Origin of the sequence: Variovorax sp. PBL-E5, from assembly GCF_901827185.1 — a bacterium.
In the GTDB taxonomy this organism is placed as follows: Bacteria; Pseudomonadota; Gammaproteobacteria; order Burkholderiales; family Burkholderiaceae_C; genus Variovorax.
On the sequence record NZ_LR594671.1, the window covers coordinates 4349457 to 4369767 of the forward strand.

At 66.7% G+C, this 20311-nt stretch carries 21 protein-coding genes; 8 read left to right on the top strand and 13 right to left on the bottom strand.

The genetic code is table 11. From position 1 onward, the window contains the following. Window positions 1-4: 4 nt before the first annotated feature. The 4 genes from WDLP6_RS21070 (at window position 5) to WDLP6_RS21085 (ending at window position 4710) form a co-directional block, all read left to right on the top strand. Window positions 5-1066, top strand: a complete 1062-nt coding sequence (locus WDLP6_RS21070; protein ID WP_162593918.1) for a xylose isomerase — start codon at window positions 5-7, stop codon at window positions 1064-1066. After that, complete coding sequence (locus WDLP6_RS21075) at window positions 1066-2172, top strand: S-(hydroxymethyl)glutathione dehydrogenase/class III alcohol dehydrogenase (protein WP_162593919.1); 1107 nt, start codon at window positions 1066-1068, stop codon at window positions 2170-2172. Before WDLP6_RS21070 ends, WDLP6_RS21075 begins: the two co-directional genes overlap by 1 nt. Before the next feature lie 150 nt (window positions 2173-2322). Then, window positions 2323-3327, top strand: a complete 1005-nt coding sequence (locus WDLP6_RS21080) for an ABC transporter substrate-binding protein (protein WP_162593920.1) — start codon at window positions 2323-2325, stop codon at window positions 3325-3327. A 21-nt stretch (window positions 3328-3348) separates the two neighbouring features. Then, complete coding sequence (locus WDLP6_RS21085; protein ID WP_332105591.1) at window positions 3349-4710, top strand: amidohydrolase family protein; 1362 nt, start codon at window positions 3349-3351, stop codon at window positions 4708-4710. Here the strand turns inward: WDLP6_RS21085 and WDLP6_RS21090 are convergent. The 10 genes from WDLP6_RS21090 to WDLP6_RS21135 form a co-directional block, all read right to left on the bottom strand. Beyond that, entirely contained in the window at window positions 4626-5531 is a 906-nt protein-coding gene (locus WDLP6_RS21090; protein WP_162593921.1) for a LysR family transcriptional regulator, read from the bottom strand. The two genes, WDLP6_RS21085 and WDLP6_RS21090, sit on opposite strands and share 85 nt — an antisense overlap. Window positions 5532-5601: 70 nt before the next feature. Next, window positions 5602-6591, bottom strand: coding sequence for an isochorismatase family protein (locus tag WDLP6_RS21095; RefSeq protein WP_162569158.1), 990 nt, complete (start codon window positions 6589-6591; stop codon window positions 5602-5604). Next, window positions 6591-6785, bottom strand: a complete 195-nt coding sequence (locus WDLP6_RS21100) for a tautomerase family protein (protein WP_162569159.1) — start codon at window positions 6783-6785, stop codon at window positions 6591-6593. The genes WDLP6_RS21095 and WDLP6_RS21100 overlap by 1 nt, the downstream gene beginning before the upstream one ends. A 1-nt stretch (window position 6786) precedes the next feature. Further along, window positions 6787-7467: a resolvase gene (locus WDLP6_RS21105; protein ID WP_162593922.1), complete on the bottom strand. Its 681-nt coding sequence runs from the start codon at window positions 7465-7467 to the stop codon at window positions 6787-6789. A 2-nt stretch (window positions 7468-7469) separates the two neighbouring features. Continuing rightward, window positions 7470-8819, bottom strand: a complete 1350-nt coding sequence (locus WDLP6_RS21110) for a dihydroorotase (RefSeq protein WP_162593923.1) — start codon at window positions 8817-8819, stop codon at window positions 7470-7472. Beyond that, window positions 8816-9706: a dipicolinate synthase subunit DpsA gene (locus WDLP6_RS21115; RefSeq protein WP_162593924.1), complete on the bottom strand. Its 891-nt coding sequence runs from the start codon at window positions 9704-9706 to the stop codon at window positions 8816-8818. Before WDLP6_RS21115 ends, WDLP6_RS21110 begins: the two co-directional genes overlap by 4 nt. After that, window positions 9703-10794, bottom strand: a complete 1092-nt coding sequence (locus WDLP6_RS21120; protein ID WP_162593925.1) for an NAD/NADP octopine/nopaline dehydrogenase family protein — start codon at window positions 10792-10794, stop codon at window positions 9703-9705. Before WDLP6_RS21120 ends, WDLP6_RS21115 begins: the two co-directional genes overlap by 4 nt. Window positions 10795-10801: 7 nt before the next feature. Further along, window positions 10802-11605 (bottom strand): ABC transporter ATP-binding protein, encoded by an 804-nt coding sequence (locus tag WDLP6_RS21125; RefSeq protein WP_162569164.1) that lies wholly within the window; start codon window positions 11603-11605, stop codon window positions 10802-10804. A gap of 42 nt (window positions 11606-11647) precedes the next feature. Further along, entirely contained in the window at window positions 11648-12472 is an 825-nt protein-coding gene (locus WDLP6_RS21130; RefSeq protein ID WP_162593926.1) for an ABC transporter permease, read from the bottom strand. 13 nt (window positions 12473-12485) lie between these two features. Beyond that, window positions 12486-13484, bottom strand: coding sequence for an ABC transporter substrate-binding protein (locus WDLP6_RS21135; protein ID WP_232077181.1), 999 nt, complete (start codon window positions 13482-13484; stop codon window positions 12486-12488). A gap of 202 nt (window positions 13485-13686) precedes the next feature. Here WDLP6_RS21135 and WDLP6_RS21140 point away from each other — a divergent pair, with 202 nt between their 5' ends. The 3 genes from WDLP6_RS21140 to WDLP6_RS21150 are packed head-to-tail and all read left to right on the top strand — an operon-like array spanning window position 13687 to window position 15965. Continuing rightward, on the top strand, window positions 13687-14433 hold the full coding sequence (locus tag WDLP6_RS21140) for a GntR family transcriptional regulator (RefSeq protein WP_162593927.1): 747 nt from the start codon (window positions 13687-13689) through the stop codon (window positions 14431-14433). Window positions 14434-14462: 29 nt separating this feature from the next. Next, window positions 14463-14933, top strand: coding sequence for a RidA family protein (locus WDLP6_RS21145; protein WP_162593928.1), 471 nt, complete (start codon window positions 14463-14465; stop codon window positions 14931-14933). A 3-nt stretch (window positions 14934-14936) separates the two neighbouring features. After that, a complete protein-coding gene (locus WDLP6_RS21150) occupies window positions 14937-15965 on the top strand; it encodes a CobW family GTP-binding protein (protein ID WP_162593929.1) in 1029 nt (342 codons plus the stop codon). A gap of 33 nt (window positions 15966-15998) precedes the next feature. Here WDLP6_RS21150 and WDLP6_RS21155 read toward each other — a convergent pair whose 3' ends face one another. From WDLP6_RS21155 to WDLP6_RS21165, 3 genes are read right to left on the bottom strand one after another with little or no spacing between them, the layout of a single operon-like run. Beyond that, window positions 15999-17438 carry an amidohydrolase family protein gene (locus tag WDLP6_RS21155; protein WP_162593930.1) on the bottom strand — a complete coding sequence of 480 codons (1440 nt, stop codon included), beginning with the start codon at window positions 17436-17438 and terminating at the stop codon, window positions 15999-16001. Window positions 17439-17474: 36 nt separating this feature from the next. Then, window positions 17475-18614, bottom strand: coding sequence for a M24 family metallopeptidase (locus WDLP6_RS21160; RefSeq protein WP_162593931.1), 1140 nt, complete (start codon window positions 18612-18614; stop codon window positions 17475-17477). Window positions 18615-18651: 37 nt separating this feature from the next. Then, window positions 18652-19812, bottom strand: a complete 1161-nt coding sequence (locus WDLP6_RS21165) for a mandelate racemase/muconate lactonizing enzyme family protein (RefSeq protein WP_162593932.1) — start codon at window positions 19810-19812, stop codon at window positions 18652-18654. Window positions 19813-19994: 182 nt separating this feature from the next. On the opposite strand from WDLP6_RS21165, the gene WDLP6_RS21170 reads away from it, so the two are divergent. Continuing rightward, the gene (locus WDLP6_RS21170; RefSeq protein WP_162593933.1) at window positions 19995-20294 is read left to right on the top strand and encodes a hypothetical protein; all 300 of its coding nucleotides are present in this window, start codon (window positions 19995-19997) and stop codon (window positions 20292-20294) included. The last annotated feature ends 17 nt before the right edge of the window (window positions 20295-20311 follow it).

Consider the following 20311-nt stretch of genomic DNA (forward strand, 5'->3'; position numbering starts at 1 on the left):
CGCCATGAACGAAACACAAGAGGCCGAGCGTGCAGTCCCCGAGCTCCTGATCGGCTGCAGCGGACGCGGCGTCCGGGCCTCCTCGCCGAGCGCACCCGTGACGATGGAGGAGCATCCGATCGACACCCAGTTCGCGATGGTCAAGGAAAGCGGCGTCTTCGACTACCTCGCGCGCCTGCCGAGCCGCGGCAACCTCGACCCGTACCTCGCGGCAATGCGCAAGCACGACCTGCGCATCGAACAGCCGACCTGGTACTACCTGCTCGGCCGCGACGAAGCGCTGCTGCGTGACAACCTGCTGATCTGCAGCGAGGTCGGCGTTCGCCACCACAACATCATGACCTTCACGCACCATGCCGACGGCCATGCATTGAGCGACCAGGAGGTGGTCGACCACTACCTCGATACCTACGACTTCGGCATGGCGCGCGGCGTCGAACCGAGCTTCGAAGTGCACGTCAACATGTGGACCGAGCAGTTCAAGCGCGTCGCCGAAGTCGCGAATGCGGTCCAGGCGCGCGGCATTCCCTTCAACTTCACGATGGACTACAGCCACGCGACCTTCAAGATCGGCAACCCGGCCGAGCTCGAGATCTCGGGCGTGCGCGAAGAGGTCGAGGACGGCCGCATCGTGCTCGATCCTTTCGAGAAAGGATCGCTGTGCGCGCAATGGCTGGCGCAGGGCATCGTGCGCCTGGTGCAGTTCCGTCCCGCGGGACCGAACCAACCGCCGAATGTGTGGGCGCGCAACGAGGATGGCAGCGCGACGCGCGGCATCCAGTACCCGATGATGCGGCCCGCGCCCGGCGAGTGGCATTCGCCCTGGCACGCGTATTTGCTCGAACCGTCGAAGGAAGCGCTGCGCAAGGCGCTCGCGCATCACCTGGGCGATCCGGCGAGCCGGCTGCGCTGTGTGACCACCGAGTTGATCGACATGCCCGACTACGGCATGGGCGCGAAGTACGACCTGTTCGAACAGAACGTCGAGGCGGCGAGGTTCGTTCGCAGGACCTGGCAACGCACGCAGGCGCTGCACGCCGCGGGCCTGCTCGAAAAGGTCGAATGATGAAAACCAAAGCCGCCATCGCCTGGCAAACCGGCCAGCCCCTGAGCATCGAAACCGTCGACCTCGCCGGCCCCAGGTTCGGCGAAGTGCTCGTCGAGATCAAGGCCACCGGCATCTGTCACACCGACTACTACACCCTCTCCGGCGCCGACCCCGAAGGCATCTTCCCCGCCATCCTCGGCCACGAGGGCGCGGGCATCGTCGTCGACGTCGGCCCCGGCGTCACCACCCTGAAGAAGGGCGACCACGTCATCCCCCTGTACACGCCCGAATGCCGCCAGTGCAAGTTCTGCCTCTCGCGCAAGACCAACCTGTGCCAGTCCATCCGCAGCACCCAGGGCAAGGGCCTGATGCCCGACGGCACCAGCCGCTTCAGCCTGGACGGCAAGCCGCTCTTTCACTACATGGGCACCTCCACTTTCAGCAACTTCACGGTCGCTCCCGAGATCTCGCTGGCCAAGATCCGCGAGGACGCGCCTTTCGACAAGGTCTGCTACATCGGCTGCGGCGTCACCACCGGCATCGGCGCGGTGATCTTCACGGCCAAGGTGGAGGCCGGCGCCAACGTGGTGGTCTTCGGGCTGGGCGGCATCGGCCTGAACGTGATCCAGGGCGCGAAGATGGTGGGCGCGGACAAGATCATCGGCGTGGACCTGAACCCCGAACGCGAGGCGATGGCGCGCAAGTTCGGCATGACGCACTTCATCAACCCGAAGGACACGGAGAACGTGGTGGACGCGATCGTGCAGTTGACCGATGGCGGCGCCGACTACAGCTTCGAGTGCATCGGCAACACGAAGGTGATGCGCCAGGCGCTGGAGTGCACGCACAAGGGCTGGGGGCGCAGCATCATCATCGGGGTGGCGGAGGCGGGCGCGGAGATCAGCACGCGGCCGTTCCAGCTGGTGACGGGGCGCAAGTGGGAGGGCTCGGCCTTCGGCGGGGCGCGCGGGCGCACGGATGTGCCCAGGATCGTGGACTGGTACATGGAGGGCAAGATCAACATCGACGACCTGATCACGCACACCATGCCGCTGGAAGACATCAACAAAGGCTTCGACCTGATGAAGCGGGGTGAGTCCATTCGCGGCGTGGTTCTGTACTGACCTCGAAGCCGAAAAGGGTGCCGATATCGGCGCTACCGATTCGATGCATTCTGAAAACCGATTTCCTGTCCGTCCCACCCGCGCCGAGAATCCGCGGAACGGGTGTCCTGTATCTCCTCTGTGTCTCCTCGAACGCAACCAAGGATCGTCATGTCGAATCGAATTCCTGCCAACTGGACCCGCGCGCTGACCGCGCTCGTGATCGCAGCGTCGGGCCTGTGCGCGCAGGCGGCGCCGGCCGCCGACCAGGTCAACGTGCGCTACAGCTGGAAGCTCAAGGGCGAATACATGGCCTTCTACATGGCCAAGGAAAAAGGCTACTTCGCCAAGGAAGGCATCGATGCCAAACTCGGCGAAGGCGCCGGCGCGCAGGCCGCGCTGGGTTCGCTGATCCAGGGCAACGAGGACGTGGTCGTGCTGCCGGGCATCTATGCCATCACGGCCATTTCCAAGGGCATGCCGATCAAGATGATCGCGCTCTACCATCCGGTCGCGCCCGTCGGCTTCCTCTCCAATCGCGAGAACCCCGTGCGCACGCCGAAGGACCTGGAAGGCAAATCGGTCTCCACCGCCGCGGGCGACACGACCGTCGAGTACCTGCCCGTGCTGTGCAGCAAGGCCAAGATCGACTGCTCGAAGATCAAGCGCGTGCGCGGCGACATGGGCATGCGGGTGTCGCAGCTGCAGGCCAAGCAGGTCGACCTGGCTTCGACCTACCTCAACGTCGATCCGCCGATGCTGGAAGCGCAGAACCTGCATTTCGTGATCTTCGACGCCGCGAAGTTCGGGCTCACGGTGCCGGGCCTGGCGCTGGTGTCGACCGACAAGGCGATCCAGACCAAGGGCGATGTGCTGCGCCGCTTCATCCGCGCGCTGAACCAGGGTTTCGACAGTTCGCGCAGCGACCCGACCGGCGCGGCCGAAGCGCTGCTCAAGAGCTGGTCGGGCGGCCCGCCGCTCGGCGTGGTCACGGAGCAGGTCAAGAAGACGCTCGAATTCACGCCGGTCGCGACCAAGGAACCGCTGGGCCACATCGATCCGGCCGTCATCCGCTCGGCGCTCGACGAGATGGCGCTGGTCAATCCGCAGCACGCGTCGGCCAAGCCGCTCGACGACTACTACACCAACGTGCTGCTCGCGCCGGCGAAGAACTGAGGCCGTCGCGCGGACCCTTCCGTGCCTTCATTGGACCCGCCCCGCTTCATCGCCAACGCGCGCCTGCCGCGCTGGCTGCTGCCGGCGCAATGGCCGGCCGCCGACGGCGAGGTCGCACTCGCGCTGCTCGAACTGGAAGATCGGCGGATCGGCACGATCGCACCCATGCGCGACGACCTGCCGCTGCCGCCGCTCGCAGGCTGGAACATCCATGGCGCGCTGGCGCTCCCGTGCTTCGTCGATGCGCACACGCACCTCGACAAGGCCTTCACGGCCGCGCGCCTCGGCGCGGTGCAGCCCGGCCTGCCCGGCGGCATCGCGGCCACCGCGGCGGACCGCGGGCGCTGGACGCCGGCCGACGTGCACGCACGCGCGTCGCGCGCGCTGGACTGGGCCTGGCATGCGGGCACCCGGCAGTTGCGCACGCACATCAACTGGTGGCGACCGGACGAAGCGCCCGTCGCCTGGCAAGTCCTCGATGCGCTGAAGGACGAATGGGCGGATCGCATCGCGCTGGAAAAGGTCGCGCTGTGTCCGCTGGCCTTCTTCGAAGAAGCCGCGCAGGCGCGCGCCATCGTGCGGCGCATCGCGGCGGGTGGTTCCGGCGCCGTGGTGGGCGCCTTCGTCCATTCGAGCGGCTGGAATCCGGACGCGCTGCGCAACCTGCTGCTCAGCGCGCAGGCGCTCGGCCTCGACGTCGACCTGCACGTCGACGAGGAACTCGCGCCCGAAGCCCGCGGTGTCGAGACCACGGCGCGCATCCTGCGCGAGATCGGCTTCGCGGGCCGCGTCGTCTGCAGCCACGCCTGCGCGCTCGCCGCGCAGACGCCGGCGCGCGCGCTCGCCACGCTGGATGCGGTCGCGCGCGTGCCGATCACGATCGTCTCGCTGCCGATGGCCAACCTGCTGCTGCAGGATGCCGCGCAGGACCGGACGCCGCGCCTGCGCGGCATCACGCTCGTCAAGGAAGCGGCTGCGCGCGGCATCCCGCTGCTGTTCGCGAGCGACAGCGTGCAGGACGCGTTCTGCCGGCTGGGCAGCCTGGACCCGGTCGAGACCCTGAGCGCCGCGACGATGGCCGCGCAGCTGGGCGATCCTTTCGATGCCTGGTCGCAGTCGCTGTGCCGCGCCGACTGGCTTCAGCCCGCGCCACGGCCTCGGCCCGTGCTGGCGGGCGAGCCTGCCGATCTCGTCCTGTTCGTCGATGCGGATCCGATCGGCTGGCCTTCGCGCGGCGCGGCGCGGGTGGTGCTGCGCCAGGGCGTGCACGCGGCCGGCACGGTGCCGCCTTCATGGCTTCAGGCCGGCGGCGCGTCGTCCATGCGGCGGCACGCATCGACGATCAGCTGCCGCAGCCAGCGCAAGCCTTCGTCCGCGTCCTGATGGCCGTGCCACTGGAGCACGTCGGCCAGCACCGGCAGTTCGAGCGGCGGCTGCAGGATGCGCAGCGGCAGGTGCTTTGCGTAGTGGTTCGCCATGCGCAGCGGCACGGTGGCCAGGTAGGGCGTGCCGACGATCGATTGCGGCACCAGCGTGAAGTTCGGCGCCCGCGCCGCCACGTCCACATGGCGGCCGTGTGCCGAGGCGATCCAGTCGGCGACCAGCGTCGGGCGTGACGAGTAGGCGACGACATGCCGGTGGGCGAAGTAGTCCTCGAAATCCAGCGACTCGCCGATCTTCGTGTTGCCGGACCAGGCGATGCAGACAAAGGGATCCGCGAACAGCGCCTGCGACGGATGGCCATCGAGCGCGAAGCGATCCGAGACGACCAGCAGCTCGATGCGCCGCTCGGCGAAGTCGCGCGTGCTGCCGGTGTATTCGAGCCGCACGTGCGGCGCCTCGGTGGCCAGCCGGGCGACGACTTCGCGCAGCAGCGTGGCCCAGACGTAGTCGGTGCAGGTGATGGTGAAGCAGCGCTCTGCGCTCGCCGGATCGAAGCGCGCCTTGGTCGAGAGCAGCCGCTCGGTGCTGCCGAGCAGCTCGCGCAGCGGCGAGCGCAATTCCTGGGCGAGCGGCGTCAGCTCCATGCGCCGGCCAACCTGGACGATCAGTTCGTCCTCGAAGTATTCGCGCAGCCGCGCCAGCGAACCGCTCAGCGTGGACTGGCTGACGCGCAGCCGTTCGGCGGCACGGGTGACATGCGGGTCCGTCAGCAGCGCGTCCAGCGCCACCAGCAGATTGAGGTCGAGCTTCAGGAAGTGCATGGTCTTCTGTCGGCAAGCGCGCCGGCGATCGCACCCTCGTCATGCATGCACGATCGCGGCGAAGCTGCCGTCAGACCTTGGCGCCGACCTGGTAGAGCTCGATGCGCGTGCCGTCGGGATCGGTGACATAGATGGTCAAGCCATAGGGCCCGTCGTGCAGGTCCTCCTGGAACTCGACGCTCGTCTTCTTCAGTCGCTCGCGCAGCGCGCGCACGTCGTTGACCTCGAAGGCCATGTGATCGATCTGCTTGTGCGATGCCGCGCGTCCGCCGACGATGGCCACGCCCTGGTGGAAGGCGGTGAAGGGCCGGCCGTCGGCCAGCGGCTTGGCCGGCCGGATGCTGAAGCCGAGCTGGTCGACATAGAAGGCGGTCGAACGCGGCACGTCTTGCACCATCATCAGCATGTGACCGTAGCCCAGCGCGCGGGGCGCCGATTGCGCCTCGATCCAGCCGAGCATCTCCTTCGAATCGGAGATCTCGCAGAAGTACTGCTTCCAGACTTTCTTGGCCGTCGCTTCCCATTCGCCGTTGACGCCCGAGATGCAATCGTCGAGCGCGACGACGTCGTAGTCGCGCAGATAGGCTTCGCGGATGCTGGTCTCGACACAGGCGTTGGTGGTGGTGCCGGCGATGAACAGCGTGCGGGTGCCGAGCATCTTCAGCATCATCTCGAGACGGGTCTCGTAGAAGGCGCCGAAGCGGTGCTTGCGGATCACGTACGACGGATTGACGGCAGCGAGCGGCTTGAGCTCTTCGACGATCTCCTCGTCCCATGTGCCGGCGAGCGCCGACACCTGCTTGCGCCGCGAGGTGTGGCCCGCGAGCTTCTTGTGCGCGCGGCTGGCATCGACGGCGAAATGCTCCTGCACCGTCCAGATGACGGGAATGCCTGCCGCCTGGCAGCGCGGAATGAGTTCGGCGAGCGTGGGCACGATGGCCGACAGCCGCTTCGTGTCGACGCCGGAGATGCCGAGCGTGCCCTTGTCGTGAACGAAGGCGTTCTGCAGGTCGATGACCAGCAGCGCGGAATTGCGGGTGTCGAGGTTGTCGAGCGTCATCATTTTTCCTTCATGTCGATGCCGAGCACGCCGTTGCGTCCCCAGCTGTCCTTGGGCGTGTCGTGGATCACCACGTGCAGGTGGTCGGGCTTGCAGTTCGCATGGTCGACCATGGCCTGCGTGATGGCCTTGACCAGGTTGCGTTTCTGGTCGACCGTGCGGCCTTCCCACATTTCGACGATCACGAATGGCATGTCAGTGCTCCTGAGGTTGATGGCCGGCCCAGCGTGGGACGGCGGGCGAAAAGCCGGTGACGAAATCGTTGCCCGCACGGTCCTCGCCGCGCACCAGCCAGAGCGGCCGGGTCGCGTAGTTGAGGAGCGGCTGTTCCTCCATCGCGGTCCAGTTGGCCGGCGCATGCGGGTCGCGCACGAAGCGGCTCGCGGCGGGCATGTAGCGGATCACGTAGAGCGGCGCGCGCGGATCCAGCGCGGGCCGTGGCGCGCCGCCGAGGACCGCGAGATCGAAGCAGCTCACCGGCGCCGATGGATGGCCGGGCGCGACAAGCACGACCGCACCCGCGAGCGGCAGCACCGGCCAGTAGCGGCCTTCGCGCTGCGCTTCGACGAAGCGCAGATAGGACGCCGCCTCGAGATGCAGCTGCGAGTCCCACAGCACGATGTCGGGACCGATGATCTGCTCGACCCGATCGAGAATCGCCGGGTCTTCGCACAGATCGAGAAAGCGCCACGCATCGGCGAGCACCGACGCATGGCCCCAGGGATTGTGGATGCCGGACAAGCGCTCGCGGCGCAGCGGCGGCTGTCGCGCCGCGAGTTCGCGCACCACCGCATGCACGGCATCGATGCGCTCGCCGAGGCTGCGGGCGACCGGCGCCACGCTGCCCATCACCGGCTCGCAGAATCCGGTCTCCATGGTCACGCAGGCACGGTGAGGCAGCGGCCGCGGCCGTAGGCGCTTTCGTCGACCGCGCCGTTCTCGTAGACGACCGCGCCGCGCGAGGTCGTGAGCACGGGCCAGCCCTTGAGCTTCCAGCCTTCGTAGATGCAGGTGCCCTTGCCGGTGTGCTTGACGGTGCGCTCTTCGTCGAGATCGACCAGCACCATGTCGGCATCGAAGCCGACTTCGATGTTGCCCTTGCGCGGCCAGAGGCCGAAGCGCCGTGCCGGATGGGCCGAATTGAGCTGCACCAGCCGCGACAGCGACAGGCCGCGCTGGTGCACGCCGAAGTGCAGCATCAGCGAGAGCTCCCAGGGAAAGGACACCACGCCCGGGAACTCGGTCCACAGGTCCTCGCCCTTCTTCGGCAGGAAGGGCACGTGGTCGGTGCCGAGGCTGTAGACCGAGCCGTTCATGATGCCGCGCCAGAGGCCGTCCTGCTCTTCCTGGTCGCGCAGCGGCGGCGAGATCTTGGCGCGCATGTCGAGGTCCTTGTCGTAGCAGGTGCGCGTGAGGTAGTGCTGACAGGTCTCGACGGTGACATTCACGCCGCGTGCCTGCGCCTCGGCGGCCAGCACCGGGCCCATGCCGACCGAGGTGTGGACCAGGTGCAGCGAACAGCCGGTGCGCTCGGCCAGGAAGATCATGCGGCGGATCGTCTCGACCTCGCAGAAGGCCGGGCGCGATTCGGTGTAAGCGCCGAGATCCTGCCGGCCCGTGGCCTTGATCTCGTTCTTCAGCCACGACGCGATCTGCGTGTTCTCGCAGTGCACGTTGATGAGCGCGCCGGGCACCTTCGCCAGGATGCGCATCGCCGCGTACACCCAGCCGTCGGTCGCGGGCACGATGCCGATCGGGTTGTCGGGCTCGTAGCCGAAGTAGCACTTGAACGAGCGCACGCCGGTCTTGGCGATGATCTCGGGAATCTCGGCGATGTGCTCTTCGCGCTGGATGCCGAAGTGGAAGCCGAAGTCGATGGGCGCGTTTTCCTCGCCCACCGCCTTGCGTTCCTCGTAGAACGGGATGTAGGAGGGCTTGAGGTTGCGGATGTAGAGCAATGCCGTGGTGATGCCGCCCGAGGCCGCGGCCGCGAGTTCCGTGCGCATGTCCTCGGCATAGGGATACTTGACGCCGAGATGGCAGTGCGGATCGATCACGCCGGGCATCAGCACGCGGCCGCCGGCATCGATGTCGCGATGGCCCTGGGGCAGCGCGCTGTCGGCGCCCGTCATGATGATCTTGCCGTCCTTCACGGCGACGCCACCGTGAAACTCCCCGTCATGGCGCACCACGCGTGCGTTGCGAATCACCAGGTCGGCGTTGCTCATTGGATCTCCTTGAGGATGTTGTCGATGCGGCGCTGCACGCCGCTCCATTGGCTGCGGCCCACGGTGACGGGCGCTCTCGAACCGAGGCCGCGCGCCCAGACGAACTTGAGGCCGAGTTCCTGCGCCGCATCGCGATCGATGCCGCCGGGCGGCGCGGCGAGGTCGACCAGGAGCGCATGCTTGGGCAATTTCTCGAGCATCTCGCGCCCCAGCACGCGCGCGGGCACGCTGGCGATCACGATGTCGGTGCCGGGCAGCACCTCGGCGAGCTCGGACAGTTCGTGCGGTTCCGCACCGGCCGCATAGGCCCCGGCGCGCTGCACCGCATTGCGCGCCGCGACGTGCACGCGCGCGCCGAGCGCGAGCAGCATGCGCGTGACCAGCGTGCCGATGGTGCCCTGCCCGATCTGGCAGACCTTGGCCTTGTGGATCGTGATGTCGGTGTTCTCGATCAGCACCTTGAGCATGCCTTCGACGATGGCCGGGCCGCGCAGCAGCATCAGGTCTTCGTCCCATTCGTACTCGTGCAGCGTGATGCCGATGGTTTCGCAATGCGCCTTCAGCTTGGGATCGGCCCAGCCGAGGATGATGTGGCCCGGCCGGCGCATGGCGCCGAGCATGGCGGCGTCGGGGATGATGCGCTCGGCGCATTGCGGCGCGAACAATGCGCCGTCGGGCGCAATGCCGGGGATCGGGAACAGCGCGATGTCGGCGCCCTTCAACGCTTCGGCGGCGTTCGCGGTGTGGCGCACGCCTTCGATGCCCTGCCCGGGCCAGGGGAAGCCATAGGCGCGCACCTCGGCGCCGGCGGCGACGGCGCAGCGCGCGATTTCCTGCTCGCGACGGTCACCGCCGACGATCGCGATGACGACCTGATCCCAGTTCATGGCTGCTGCCTCACACGTTGTAGAAGTTCGGATTTGGAGAGGCCGGCGATGCCCATGGCCTCGGCGGTGCGTCCGCCCTTCGCGTAGTCGATGCCGACCAGCGCCTGCGCCAGCGTGAAGAGCGAACGCGCCACCGGCACCGCGACGCCGGCGATGGCCGCCAGTTCGAGAAAGGGCAACAAGCCGTGGCCGAAGTCCTCGCGGTAGTAGCGGTGCTGGAGCGAGTCCGGTCCCTTGATGCGCTTGTTCGCTTCGCCGCCCGCGATCGCGGCCCTGAAGTCCTGCGTGTCGGTGACCGAGGATTCGACCGTGCCGATCAACTTCATCTCCTCGATGAGGTTGGGCAACTGGTGGCCGAAGGCCGCGGCGACGGCGAGCCGCTCGTCGTCGAGCGCGTGCATGGTGCGCGACACCCCGGGCGTCATGGCCTGCACATAGAAAGTGAAATCACCTTGCGTCGCTTCGACCCAGGCCGCGCCCAGCACCGCACCCGGCGGATGCAGCACGAGGTTGGCATTGGCCAGCGCGGACGCCAGCACGTCGCCGACCGGCGAAGCGCCGGGGAAGAGTCGGCAGGCCATCGTCAACGCCGCATCGCCACCGGGCAGCGCGGCCGCGCGCACCTGGCGCGCGCGGCCGGTGACGGTCACGCCATCGGCCTGGTACTTGCGTGCGACGTAGGTCAGCGTGGAGAACTCCGCGATCGGCGGCAGGTCGGCGCGCACGCTGCGCCAGGCCTCGGCGAATTCGAGCGCGCCGCCGGTATGGCCCGGGTTCAGCACCACCGGCCGGTTCGCCGGCCAGCCGGCCGCGGCCAGCGCGCGCGCGACCGGCGCATGGGAGAAGGTCGGCAGCGTGACGACGGCCGCATCGACGCCCTGGATCGCCGACGCGAGGTCGGCGGTGATCAGGCGCGGCCGCGCCATGCCTTCGCCCAGCACGCCCTCGTAGCGCACGCCGCCCAGCGCCTGGAACGGCGCGAGCGTCTCGGGAGAACGGTTCCACAGAACCACTTCGTGACCGGCCAGCGTGAGCTCGGCCACTGCCGCGGCGCCGCCTGCGCCCGCGCCCAGAATGGATATCTTCATGTGGACCTCAATGTGCGACGAGCACGCCCTTGGCTTCGAAGATCTCGCGCACCTGGCGAACGTAGTGCTGGAAGCGCGGGTCTTCATGGACGCCGCTCCAGCGGCGCGGACGCGGGATGTCGATGGTCAGATCGAGATCGACGCGGCCGGGCCGCGGCGACATGACGATCACGCGGTCGGCGAGGAACACCGCCTCGTCGATGCCGTGGGTGATGAAGAGCACGGTGTTGCGCAGCCGCATCCACATCGTCTGCAGGTCCATGATCATCTGCTCGCGCGTGAGCGCGTCGAGCGCGCCGAAGGGCTCGTCCATCAGCAGCAGGCCGGGCTCCTGGATCAGCGCGCGGCAGATCGCGACGCGCTGGCGCATGCCGCCGGAGAGCTCGGAGGGGTACTTGTTGTCGAAGCCGCTGAGGCCGACCTGCGCGAGCAGATCGCGCGCGCGATCGGCATAGGCCACGCGGTCCATGCCCTTGATCTCGATCGGCAACAGGATGTTGTCGAGGATGCTTCTCCAGTAGAGCAGCAGGTCGGACTGGAAGACGACGCCGGCCTTCGGATGCGGCTTGACGACTTCGTCGCCGTCGATGCCCAGGCGGCCCGAGCTGACCGGCGTCAGGCCGGCGAGCAGGGACAGCAGTGTGCTTTTGCCGCAGCCGCTCGGGCCGACGATGGCGACGAAGCTGCCGGGCGCGATGTCGAGATCGACGCGGTCGAGCGCCAGCACGTCGTCGCCGGCGCGCACCTCGTAGGACTTGGAGACGCCCTGGATGGTGACGGCGGCGGCATGTCCGGCCACAACGCTACTCATGGGTGGGCCTCCTGGCATCGGCCGCGGGATGCATGTGCTTGATCATTTGGCGCTTTCACGTTGATACGAAACCTTGCTCTCGACGAGCGAAAGAACGAAATAGAGCAGCACGCCGATCAGCGAGATGGTGACGACGGTCGCGAAGTTGAGGGTGGTGTCGAACTGCGAGTTGGCCTGCAGCTGCAGGTAGCCGAGTCCGCGTTCGGCAGCGATGTATTCGCCGATGATGGCGCCGATCACGGCCAGCGAGATCGCGACCTTCAGGCCGCCGAAGATGCTCGGCAATGCGGCCGGCAGGCGGACCTTGAAGAAGGTCTGCAATTCGCTGGCGCCCATCGACCGCACCATGTTGACCAGCGCCTTGTCGAGCGACTGCAGGCCGACCACCGTCGAGATCACGATCGGGAAAAAGGAGATCAGGAACGCCAGGCTGATCTTCGGCGCCCAGCCGTAGCCGAGGTAGAGGACCAGCAACGGCGCCAGTGCGATCTTCGGCACGGTCTGCAGCGCGACCAGGAGCGGGTAGACCGCACGCTCGAAGACCTTCGAATAGAAGATCGCGAGCGCCAGCGGAATCCCGATGATCACGCCGGCAAAGAAGCCGGCGAGCACTTCGAGCAGCGTGATGTAGGAGTGGGCCGCCAGCAGGTTGAAGTCCGTCACCATGCGCTTGGCGATGGCCAGCGGTGTCGGCAGCACGAATTCCGACAGTCCGGACAGCGGGACCGCGATCTGCCAGATGACGAGGATCGCCGCCGCCAGCAGCAAGGACGCATAGCGCTCGAGCAGATTGACGCGAGGCGGCTTCTTCTTGGTGCTTCCGACGTTGGGCATGGCGACGATCCCGGGATGTTTCAATTCGGTCATGAATGGCCTCGCACTAGGGATTCAGCAGGGCATTGGTGAAGAAGACATCGGCCGGCTTCGGCGTGCCGATGGCTTCGTCTGTCTTAAGCAGGTTCAGTGCCTGGACGATGGTGTTGGCATCCGTCCATCCGACCGGCTTGCCCGCCTCGGTCTCGATCGCATCCATCGTGGCGCGCACCTGCGCCTCGATCACGTCCGCCGAAGGACCGCCCTGCCAGGCCTTGGCGAGCGCGGCCGTCGCGGCCTTGGGATCCTTGCGCGTGGCTGCGATCCCTTCGTTCACCGCCGCCAGGTAGCGCTTGAGCACATCGGGCTTCTTCGCGATGATCGCGTTGCTCGACACGGCGGCCAGGCCGGGGATCGCGAGCCCGTTCTGCGCCAGGTCGAGCATCGGGAACCTGGTGTCCATGCGCGCCTCGATGATCGGCAGGTCATTGTTGCGATAGACGCTCACCACGTCCACCTGCTTCTGCAGGAATTGCGGCACGCGCGACTGCGCATCCATCTGCACCTTCTTCACCTTGCTGCAATCGATGTGGTTGACCGCACAGAAGGCCGACAGGTAGGACGTGCCGGTTTCGCCGACGGCATGCGCCACGGTCTTGCCTTCGAGATCCTTGGGCTTGAGCACCGGTTTGTCGGGCTGCGAGATCAGCACGATCGGCGTCTTCGGTTGATAGAGGGCGACGATCTTGATCGGCATGCCCTTCTGGATCGCGGAAACGGCGAAGATGGCCGGCATCACGACCACGTCCTCCTGACCCTGCAGCAGAGCGCCCAGCGCCGCCGGTGCGCCGGCGCCCTCGCCCATGCGCACGGCGAGGTTCTTCGCAGCATAGAAGCCCTTGTCCTGCGCCAGGTAGAGATGCGCGTATTCCCCCTTCAGTTTCCAGCTGAAACGGACGTTGACCTCGTCCGCCGCCCAGGCATGAGCACCCAGGCTCAGCACTGCAACCAGTGCGGCAGTTCGCCAGCGCGCGCACATCGAGAAACTTGCACGAGGAAATCGCATGGATAGACCTATCAATGATTGAGCAAATGAACTGAAACCAACTCTTGACCGTCATTGCCGCGCAGGCTTAGGGTTGATCGTTTTTCCGCTGCACGAGACAACATCGATCTCCCTATTGATCACATAGTGTGATCACACGTATAATCACGGTCAACCGGGTTAACCCGCATCGAACCCACACGAGACACAGCAGAGGAGCGCCATGGAACAGACTGCCGAACGCCAACGACAAGAGGCTGTCGAAGAGCCGACCAAGCGCGGCCGCGGCCGTGTGCAGGAAGAAGTCTTCCAGCGCCTGCGACGCGGACTCATGGTGGGCGCCTTCGTGCCCGGTCAGGTGATGAGCCTGCGCAAACTCGCCAGCAGCTTCGGCACCAGCCCGATGCCGATTCGCGAAGCCTTGACGCGGCTGGTGGTCACCAACGCGCTCGAGGACACGGCGAACGGTTCGGTCCGGGTTCCGCGCCTCACGCCCAAGAAGCTGAACGAACTCTTCGCGGTGCGCGAACTCGTCGAAGGCCTTGCGGCCGAGATGGCTTGCCGCAATGGCACGCCGGCCTTGCTGAAGACGCTCACCACCATCAACAACGAGTTGCTCGACGCCATCGCGAAGCGCAACCTGCTGGGCTGTCTCTCGTCGAACCAGCGCTTTCACTTCACGCTCTACCAGGCCGCCGACACGGAAGTGCTGATGCCGCTCGTGGAATCGCTCTGGCTGCAGTTCGGCCCCACGATGTACCTCTCGCTGCTGTCGCCCGACATACCCTGGGATGCCTCCGCGCATCTCGAGATCCTCGAGGGTATGCACACGAAGAAGCCCGCGGTCGCCAAGCGCGGCGTGTTGCGCGACATTCGCAACACGGGACGTTCGCTGGTGCCCGCGCTGGGCGAGCCGGAAGCCGCCAACCTGCTTTCAGCGCCGCTCGACGATCTCTATTTCGGCAGCTGACCGACCCACCAACGAAGGAAGACAAGACCATGACCCAACACCAGGCCGAAGCGCGCCTCGAACAACTCGGCATCACGCTGCCCAAGGCCGTCGCGCCGGCGGCGAACTACGTTCCGGCGCGCAGAAGCGGCTCGATGATCTACATCGCAGGCCAAGTGCCGACCGCGGACGGCAAGGACCAGTACGTCGGCAAGGTCGGCCGCGACGTGTCGATCGAAGACGCACAGAAGGCAGCCCGGCTTTGCGCGATCAACATCCTCGCCCAATTGCGCACCGCGCTGGGCGGCAGCCTGGACAGCGTGGTCGGCTGCGTGCGCCTGGGCGGCTTCGTGAATGCCGCGCCCGAGTTCGGCGACCATCCCAAGGTGATCAACGGCGCATCGGACCTCATGGTCGAGGTCTTCGGCGATGCCGGCCGGCATGCGCGCGCGGCCGTCGGCTGCAGCTCGCTGCCGCGCAACGTCGCCGTGGAGGTGGACGCCATCTTCGAGGTCGCCTGAGCCATGGCCCACGCCGAGCCCGCCGCAGGGCATCGCGCCGACAGCCGCACGCCGATCCATGTGCTGACCGGCTTCCTGGGCAGCGGCAAGACGACGCTGCTGCGCCACCTGCTGGCCGACCGGGCGCTCGCGGACACCGCGGTGGTCATCAACGAGTTCGGTGAAGTGGGGCTCGATCACCTGCTGGTGCGCGAGGTGGCCGAGGACGTGGTGCTGCTGAGCTCCGGCTGCCTGTGCTGCTCGGTGCGCGATGACCTGGTGTCGACGCTGGCCGAGCTGCACGGGCTCATGCGCACGGGCGAGATCCCGGCCTTTGCCCGCGTCGTCGTCGAGACCACCGGCCTCGCCGATCCGGCACCGATCATGCAGGCGATCCTGAGCGAACAGAGCCTGACACCCTTCTTCCGGCTCGGCCAGGTGATCACGACCGTGGATGCAGTGAACGGCGAGCACACCTTGACCGCCCATCGCGAAGCGCGGCAACAGCTCGCCACCGCCGACCGCGTCATCGTGACCAAGATCGATCTCGTCGAGGACGCCGACTGCACAGTGCTGGTCGAGAAGCTGGCGCAGATGAATCCGTCGGCGACGATGCTGATGTCCCGCAAGGCGCAGTTGCCCGCATCGCAGATCCTCGAAGAAGCCGACGCGCAATGGCGTCTTCCGCGAGCATCGAGTGAGGCCTCGCACGCACATGGCCATCACGCGCACGGCCACGACCAGGCCATCAAGACCTTCACCGTGCAGTTGGAGCAAGCACTCGACTGGGCCGCCTTCGTCGACTGGCTCGAACTGCTGCTCGCCAGCCGCGGCGATTCGATCCTGCGCGTGAAGGGTCTGCTGGCGGTGCAGGACGACGATCGCCCCGTCGTCGTGCAGGGCGTGCAGCACGTGCTCTACCCCATCGAGCGCCTGCCGCGCTGGCCCGACGAATCGGCGCGGCCCGGCTGGATCGTGTTCATCGCGCGCGACCTGACGCAGCGCGCGATCGAGAACTCCTTGCGCTCGGTCTACGAACCCAGCATCGCCTGAAACTTGCGCCGGATCGGTACCGGCGCATCCGCATCAGTTGCCGCTGTCGTAGAGCGTCGTGGTCGTCTCGACGCCCTCTTCGTGCAGGCCCGCGCGCACCACCGCTGCGGCCGCGAGCTCCCTGGCCTTGCGGCGCAGCGCGGGCTCGTCGATGCCGTGCACCTTGCCTTCGCTGTAGAGCGTCTTGCCGTCGACCCAGGTCTGCGAGATGGAGGCCGTGGAGGCGGAAAAGACCAGCGCCTGCAGCGGATCGTGAAACGGCGTCCATTCGATGTGGTCGAGATCGAAGAGGATGAAGTCCGCCTTCTTGCCGACCTCGAGCGAGCCGATGTCATGGTCCCACATCGCGGCCTTGGCGCCATCGATGGTCGCCGCGCGCAGCGCCTGCCGCGCCGTGAAGATGTCGGGCTTCATGCGCGCGTCCTTGAACATGCCGGCCACGATCAGCATCTGCCGCATCAGGTTCATGTTGCCGGCCGCAGAAACACCGTCGGTGCCGAGGCCGACCGTGACGCCGGCCGCGACCATCTCCGGATACTTGCCGATCTTCGTCGCGCCCTTGCCGAGTTTGAACGAGGAGCACGGGCAGAACGCGACCTTCGCGCCGCGCTCGGCCAGGAGCTTCACTTCGTCGTCGCTGACCGCAGCACCGTGCGCGATCACGAGGTTGGAGCCGATGCCGCCCGCGCGGTCGATGCGCGTGATGGGCCAGCAGCCGTACTTCTCTTCGCACACGCGCGCTTCCTCGATCGAGGTCGCCAGGTGGTAGGTCGTGCCGACGCCGAGCCGCTCGGCGAGCTTCTGTGCGCCCACGTGCAGCTCGAGCGTGCACGGCTCCTTGCCTTCGATGTTGACCCAGCAGCGCACGCGGCCGTCGAGCGCGCCATCGTATTTGCGCACGCAGGCTTCGAGCTCGGCCAGCGCGGCTTGCGCGTTCGGAAAGAAATGATGCCGCGCCATCTCCTCGGTCCAGCCGCGCGGCAGTTCCGGCGGCGGATTGTCGGCGGCATGCCGGCCGGTGACGCCGCGGATGCCGGTCTGCTCCATCGCCCGCACGGTGATGCCGGGGTCGTACTGCGAGCCCATGTCGATGAAGCAGGTCGTGCCGTTGCGCAGCATCTCGGTGATGCCGAGCAGCGCGCCCCAGTACTCGTCTTCCTCGGTGATGTGCGCATAGAAGGGCTTGGCCCAGTGGAACACCCACGCGCGCGTATTGAGGTTGTCGGGAAACACGGCGCGCGACAGGGTTTCGGACAGATGGACGTGGCTGTCCACGAAGCCCGGGCAGATGCCGAGCATGCGGCCGTCCATCACGCGATCGAAGGACTCGCCGCGATGCCTCGCCGCGACCTCCGCGGCCGCACCGATGTCGACGATGCGGTCGTTCTCGATCAGGATGCTGGCGTCGCGCACGACGGTGTCGTTGGCGTCGACGAGAAAGGCGAATTCGAGATGCTCGATGAGCGTACGCATGAGGGGATCACTCCACGGTTGAGGTTCGGGCCGCGCTCAGCCCTTGACGACCAGCAGCCGGTCGGTGTCGGCGTAGTCGGACAGCAGCTCGCTGCCGTTGGCGGTGACGAGCAGCATGTCCTTGTTCTGCATGCCGAAGCCGTACCCCGTTTCATAGCACAGCGGTTCGAAGCCGAGCACCATGCCTTCTTCGATGAGCGCATCGCTGCCCGGGCGGCCGAGGATGGGCGTCTTGCCGAGGTAGGGATCCTCGTGCAGATGCAGGCCGATGCCATGACCGACAAAGGAGATCGGCGGCAACTTCATTTCGGCCAGCTTGGCGATGAAGGCATCGTAGATCGCGCGGCAGCTCGCGCCGGGCTTGACCATCTCCATGATGCGGTACTTGCAGTCCACCAGATGCTGCCAGATCTCGTTGGCCATCGGCGGCGCCTCCCGGACCACGGCAGTGCGGCACACGCCGGCCTGGTAGCCGTCGATCACCGAGAAGATCTCGACGCGGCACACGTCGCGCGGCTGCAGCCGGCGCTCCGACGGGCCGACGTTGGGCAGCATGCTGCGCTCGCCGGTCGCGATGATCATCAGCTTGAAATGCTCGGCGCCCAGCGCATAGACATTGCGCGTCAGGTGGCCGGCGATGTCCATCTCCGAATCGCCCGCCTTCACGGAGGCCAGCGCGTCGGTGATGGCCTGGTCGGCAATGCGCGAAAGACGGCGCAGCAGCGCGATTTCTTCCGGCGTCTTGATCTGGCGCAACCGCGCGAGGATGTGCTCGCAGCGTTCGAACTTGGCCTGCGGCAGCGCCGCCTGCAGGCGCGCGAGATCGCCTGCGGGCAGGTAGTCCATCTCGATGCCGATGCGGGCCTGCGCCAGACCGAGCTTCTTCAGCTGATCGGCCAGCACGAGCATCGCGTCGTCGGTGAATTCGGCCCAGATGCGCGTCGGCACGTTCGGTGCCCGGCGCTTCACGGTGCTGGCTTCCATGTCGACCGAGAAGAGCTCCGTCTTCGCATCTGCAGTGACGATCGCCATCGCGTGCCGATGCCGGATCAGCGGCTGCGACGGCACGACGAAGCCCGTCGCATAGGCATAGTTCTCGGGCGAGCACGACACCATCGCGTCGAGTCCGTTCTCGGCCATGGCCTTCACCTGCCGGTCAATGATTGCTTTGCGCATCTGGCACCTTCTTTGGTTTGAATGTGTCGCGCGACGCTCAGTCGCGTACCCGGTACTTCTCGATCTTGGCGAGGTCGACGTCGATGCCCATGCCCGGCGCGGTCGGCACCTCGATGCCGCCATCGACCAGTTTCATGGGTGCAACGATCAGGTCGTCGCGGTAGTAGATGCCGCCCACCTGGCCCTTCTGCCATTCGGCCGGCGTCGACACCGGGACCACGCACGACAGCGTGGCCGCCGGCGCCGCGGCCGCGAGATGGATGTTGGCGAGGTTGCCCACGCCCGTCTCGACGGAGCCGTTGACGTTGCAGATGATCCCGGCCGCACGGCAGACGGCGGCGACTTCCATTGCCTTGTAGAGACCGCCGGGCTTGGTGGTGTAGATCGAGACGATCTGCGCCGCGCGGCGCTCGCTGATCTGGATCACGTCGTGCGCATTCCACGCCGACTCGTCGGCCATGACCGGCGGATCGATTGCACGTGCGACTTCAGCGATGCGCTCGATGCCCATGACGGGCTGCTCGACGTACTTGAGGCGGTAGGGCTCCATCGCACGCACGGTGGTGATGGCTTCGCCGGGCGTGCGGTAACCCTCGTTCGCATCGACGCACAGTTCGACATCCGGACCCACTGCGCCGCGGACGGTGCGCACCATGTCGATGTCGCGCTTGGCATCGACGCCGATCTTGATCTTGATCGTCTTGATGCCTTCGGCAGCGACCTGCGCCACTTCCTTCTCCGCTTCCGCGATCGGGATCAGTCCGATGGAATGGGTCACCATCACCCGCGAGCGCACCTTGCCGCCCAGCAGCATGTGCACGGGCAGATTCAGCCAGCGGCCGGTGACGTCGTAGGCCGCGAACTCCACCGCGGCCTTCGCGTACGGATAGCCGCGGATCACCGCGTCCATGCGCGCGTGCATCTCGGCGAAGTTGCCGAGCTCGACGCCGATCAGCGACGGCGCAAGGTAGTTCTCGATGACGGCCTTCGCGATCAGCGTCGACTCGCCGAAGTAGCGGCCGAACTCGCCGCCCCAGTCCTTCAGTGCCGGCGCCTCGCCCCAGCCGATGCGCCCGTCGCTGTCGGTGATGCGAGTGAGCAGGTAGCGGCCGATGGTTTCCGTGAGGCCGGTCCACTTGTGCTCACGGCGGGTGGGCAACTGGACGAGCAGGGTTTCTATGGACTGGATCGTTGGCATCGACTGAACTCCTCGCACTGGGCTCACGCATCTCGGCAGACCATCTGCAAAGAAATCAAAGCGTGATCACAGTTTGTGATCAAATAAGACTGTTGTCAAGAGTTCATGCCCTGAGTGCCGGCCGCGTGCCGCACCATCGAGGATGGATTCGCCACGGAATCAGGCACGGAGGTCCGCCAACCATGATCGTTGAAATCACCAACTACTACGCCCGGCCCGGACAGGCCGAAGCCGTGCTGGCCCAGCGCCGGCGCGCCAGCGATGTCAGGGCGCGGCTCGGCCTGCCGGCGGGCCGCATCTTCACGAAGCTGGAGGGTGCCGGCCCTGACGTGCGCTGGGAATGCGCTTTCGAGACGCGTGCCGCCTATGACGCGGACATGGCTCGCCGCGCGGAATCGAGCGAATTCGCCGACGCCCGCAAGACCATGCACACGCTGCTGGAAAAATTCGAGCGCCACCTGCAGCAGGAAGTGGCGCCGTAGCCGTACACGTCGACAGG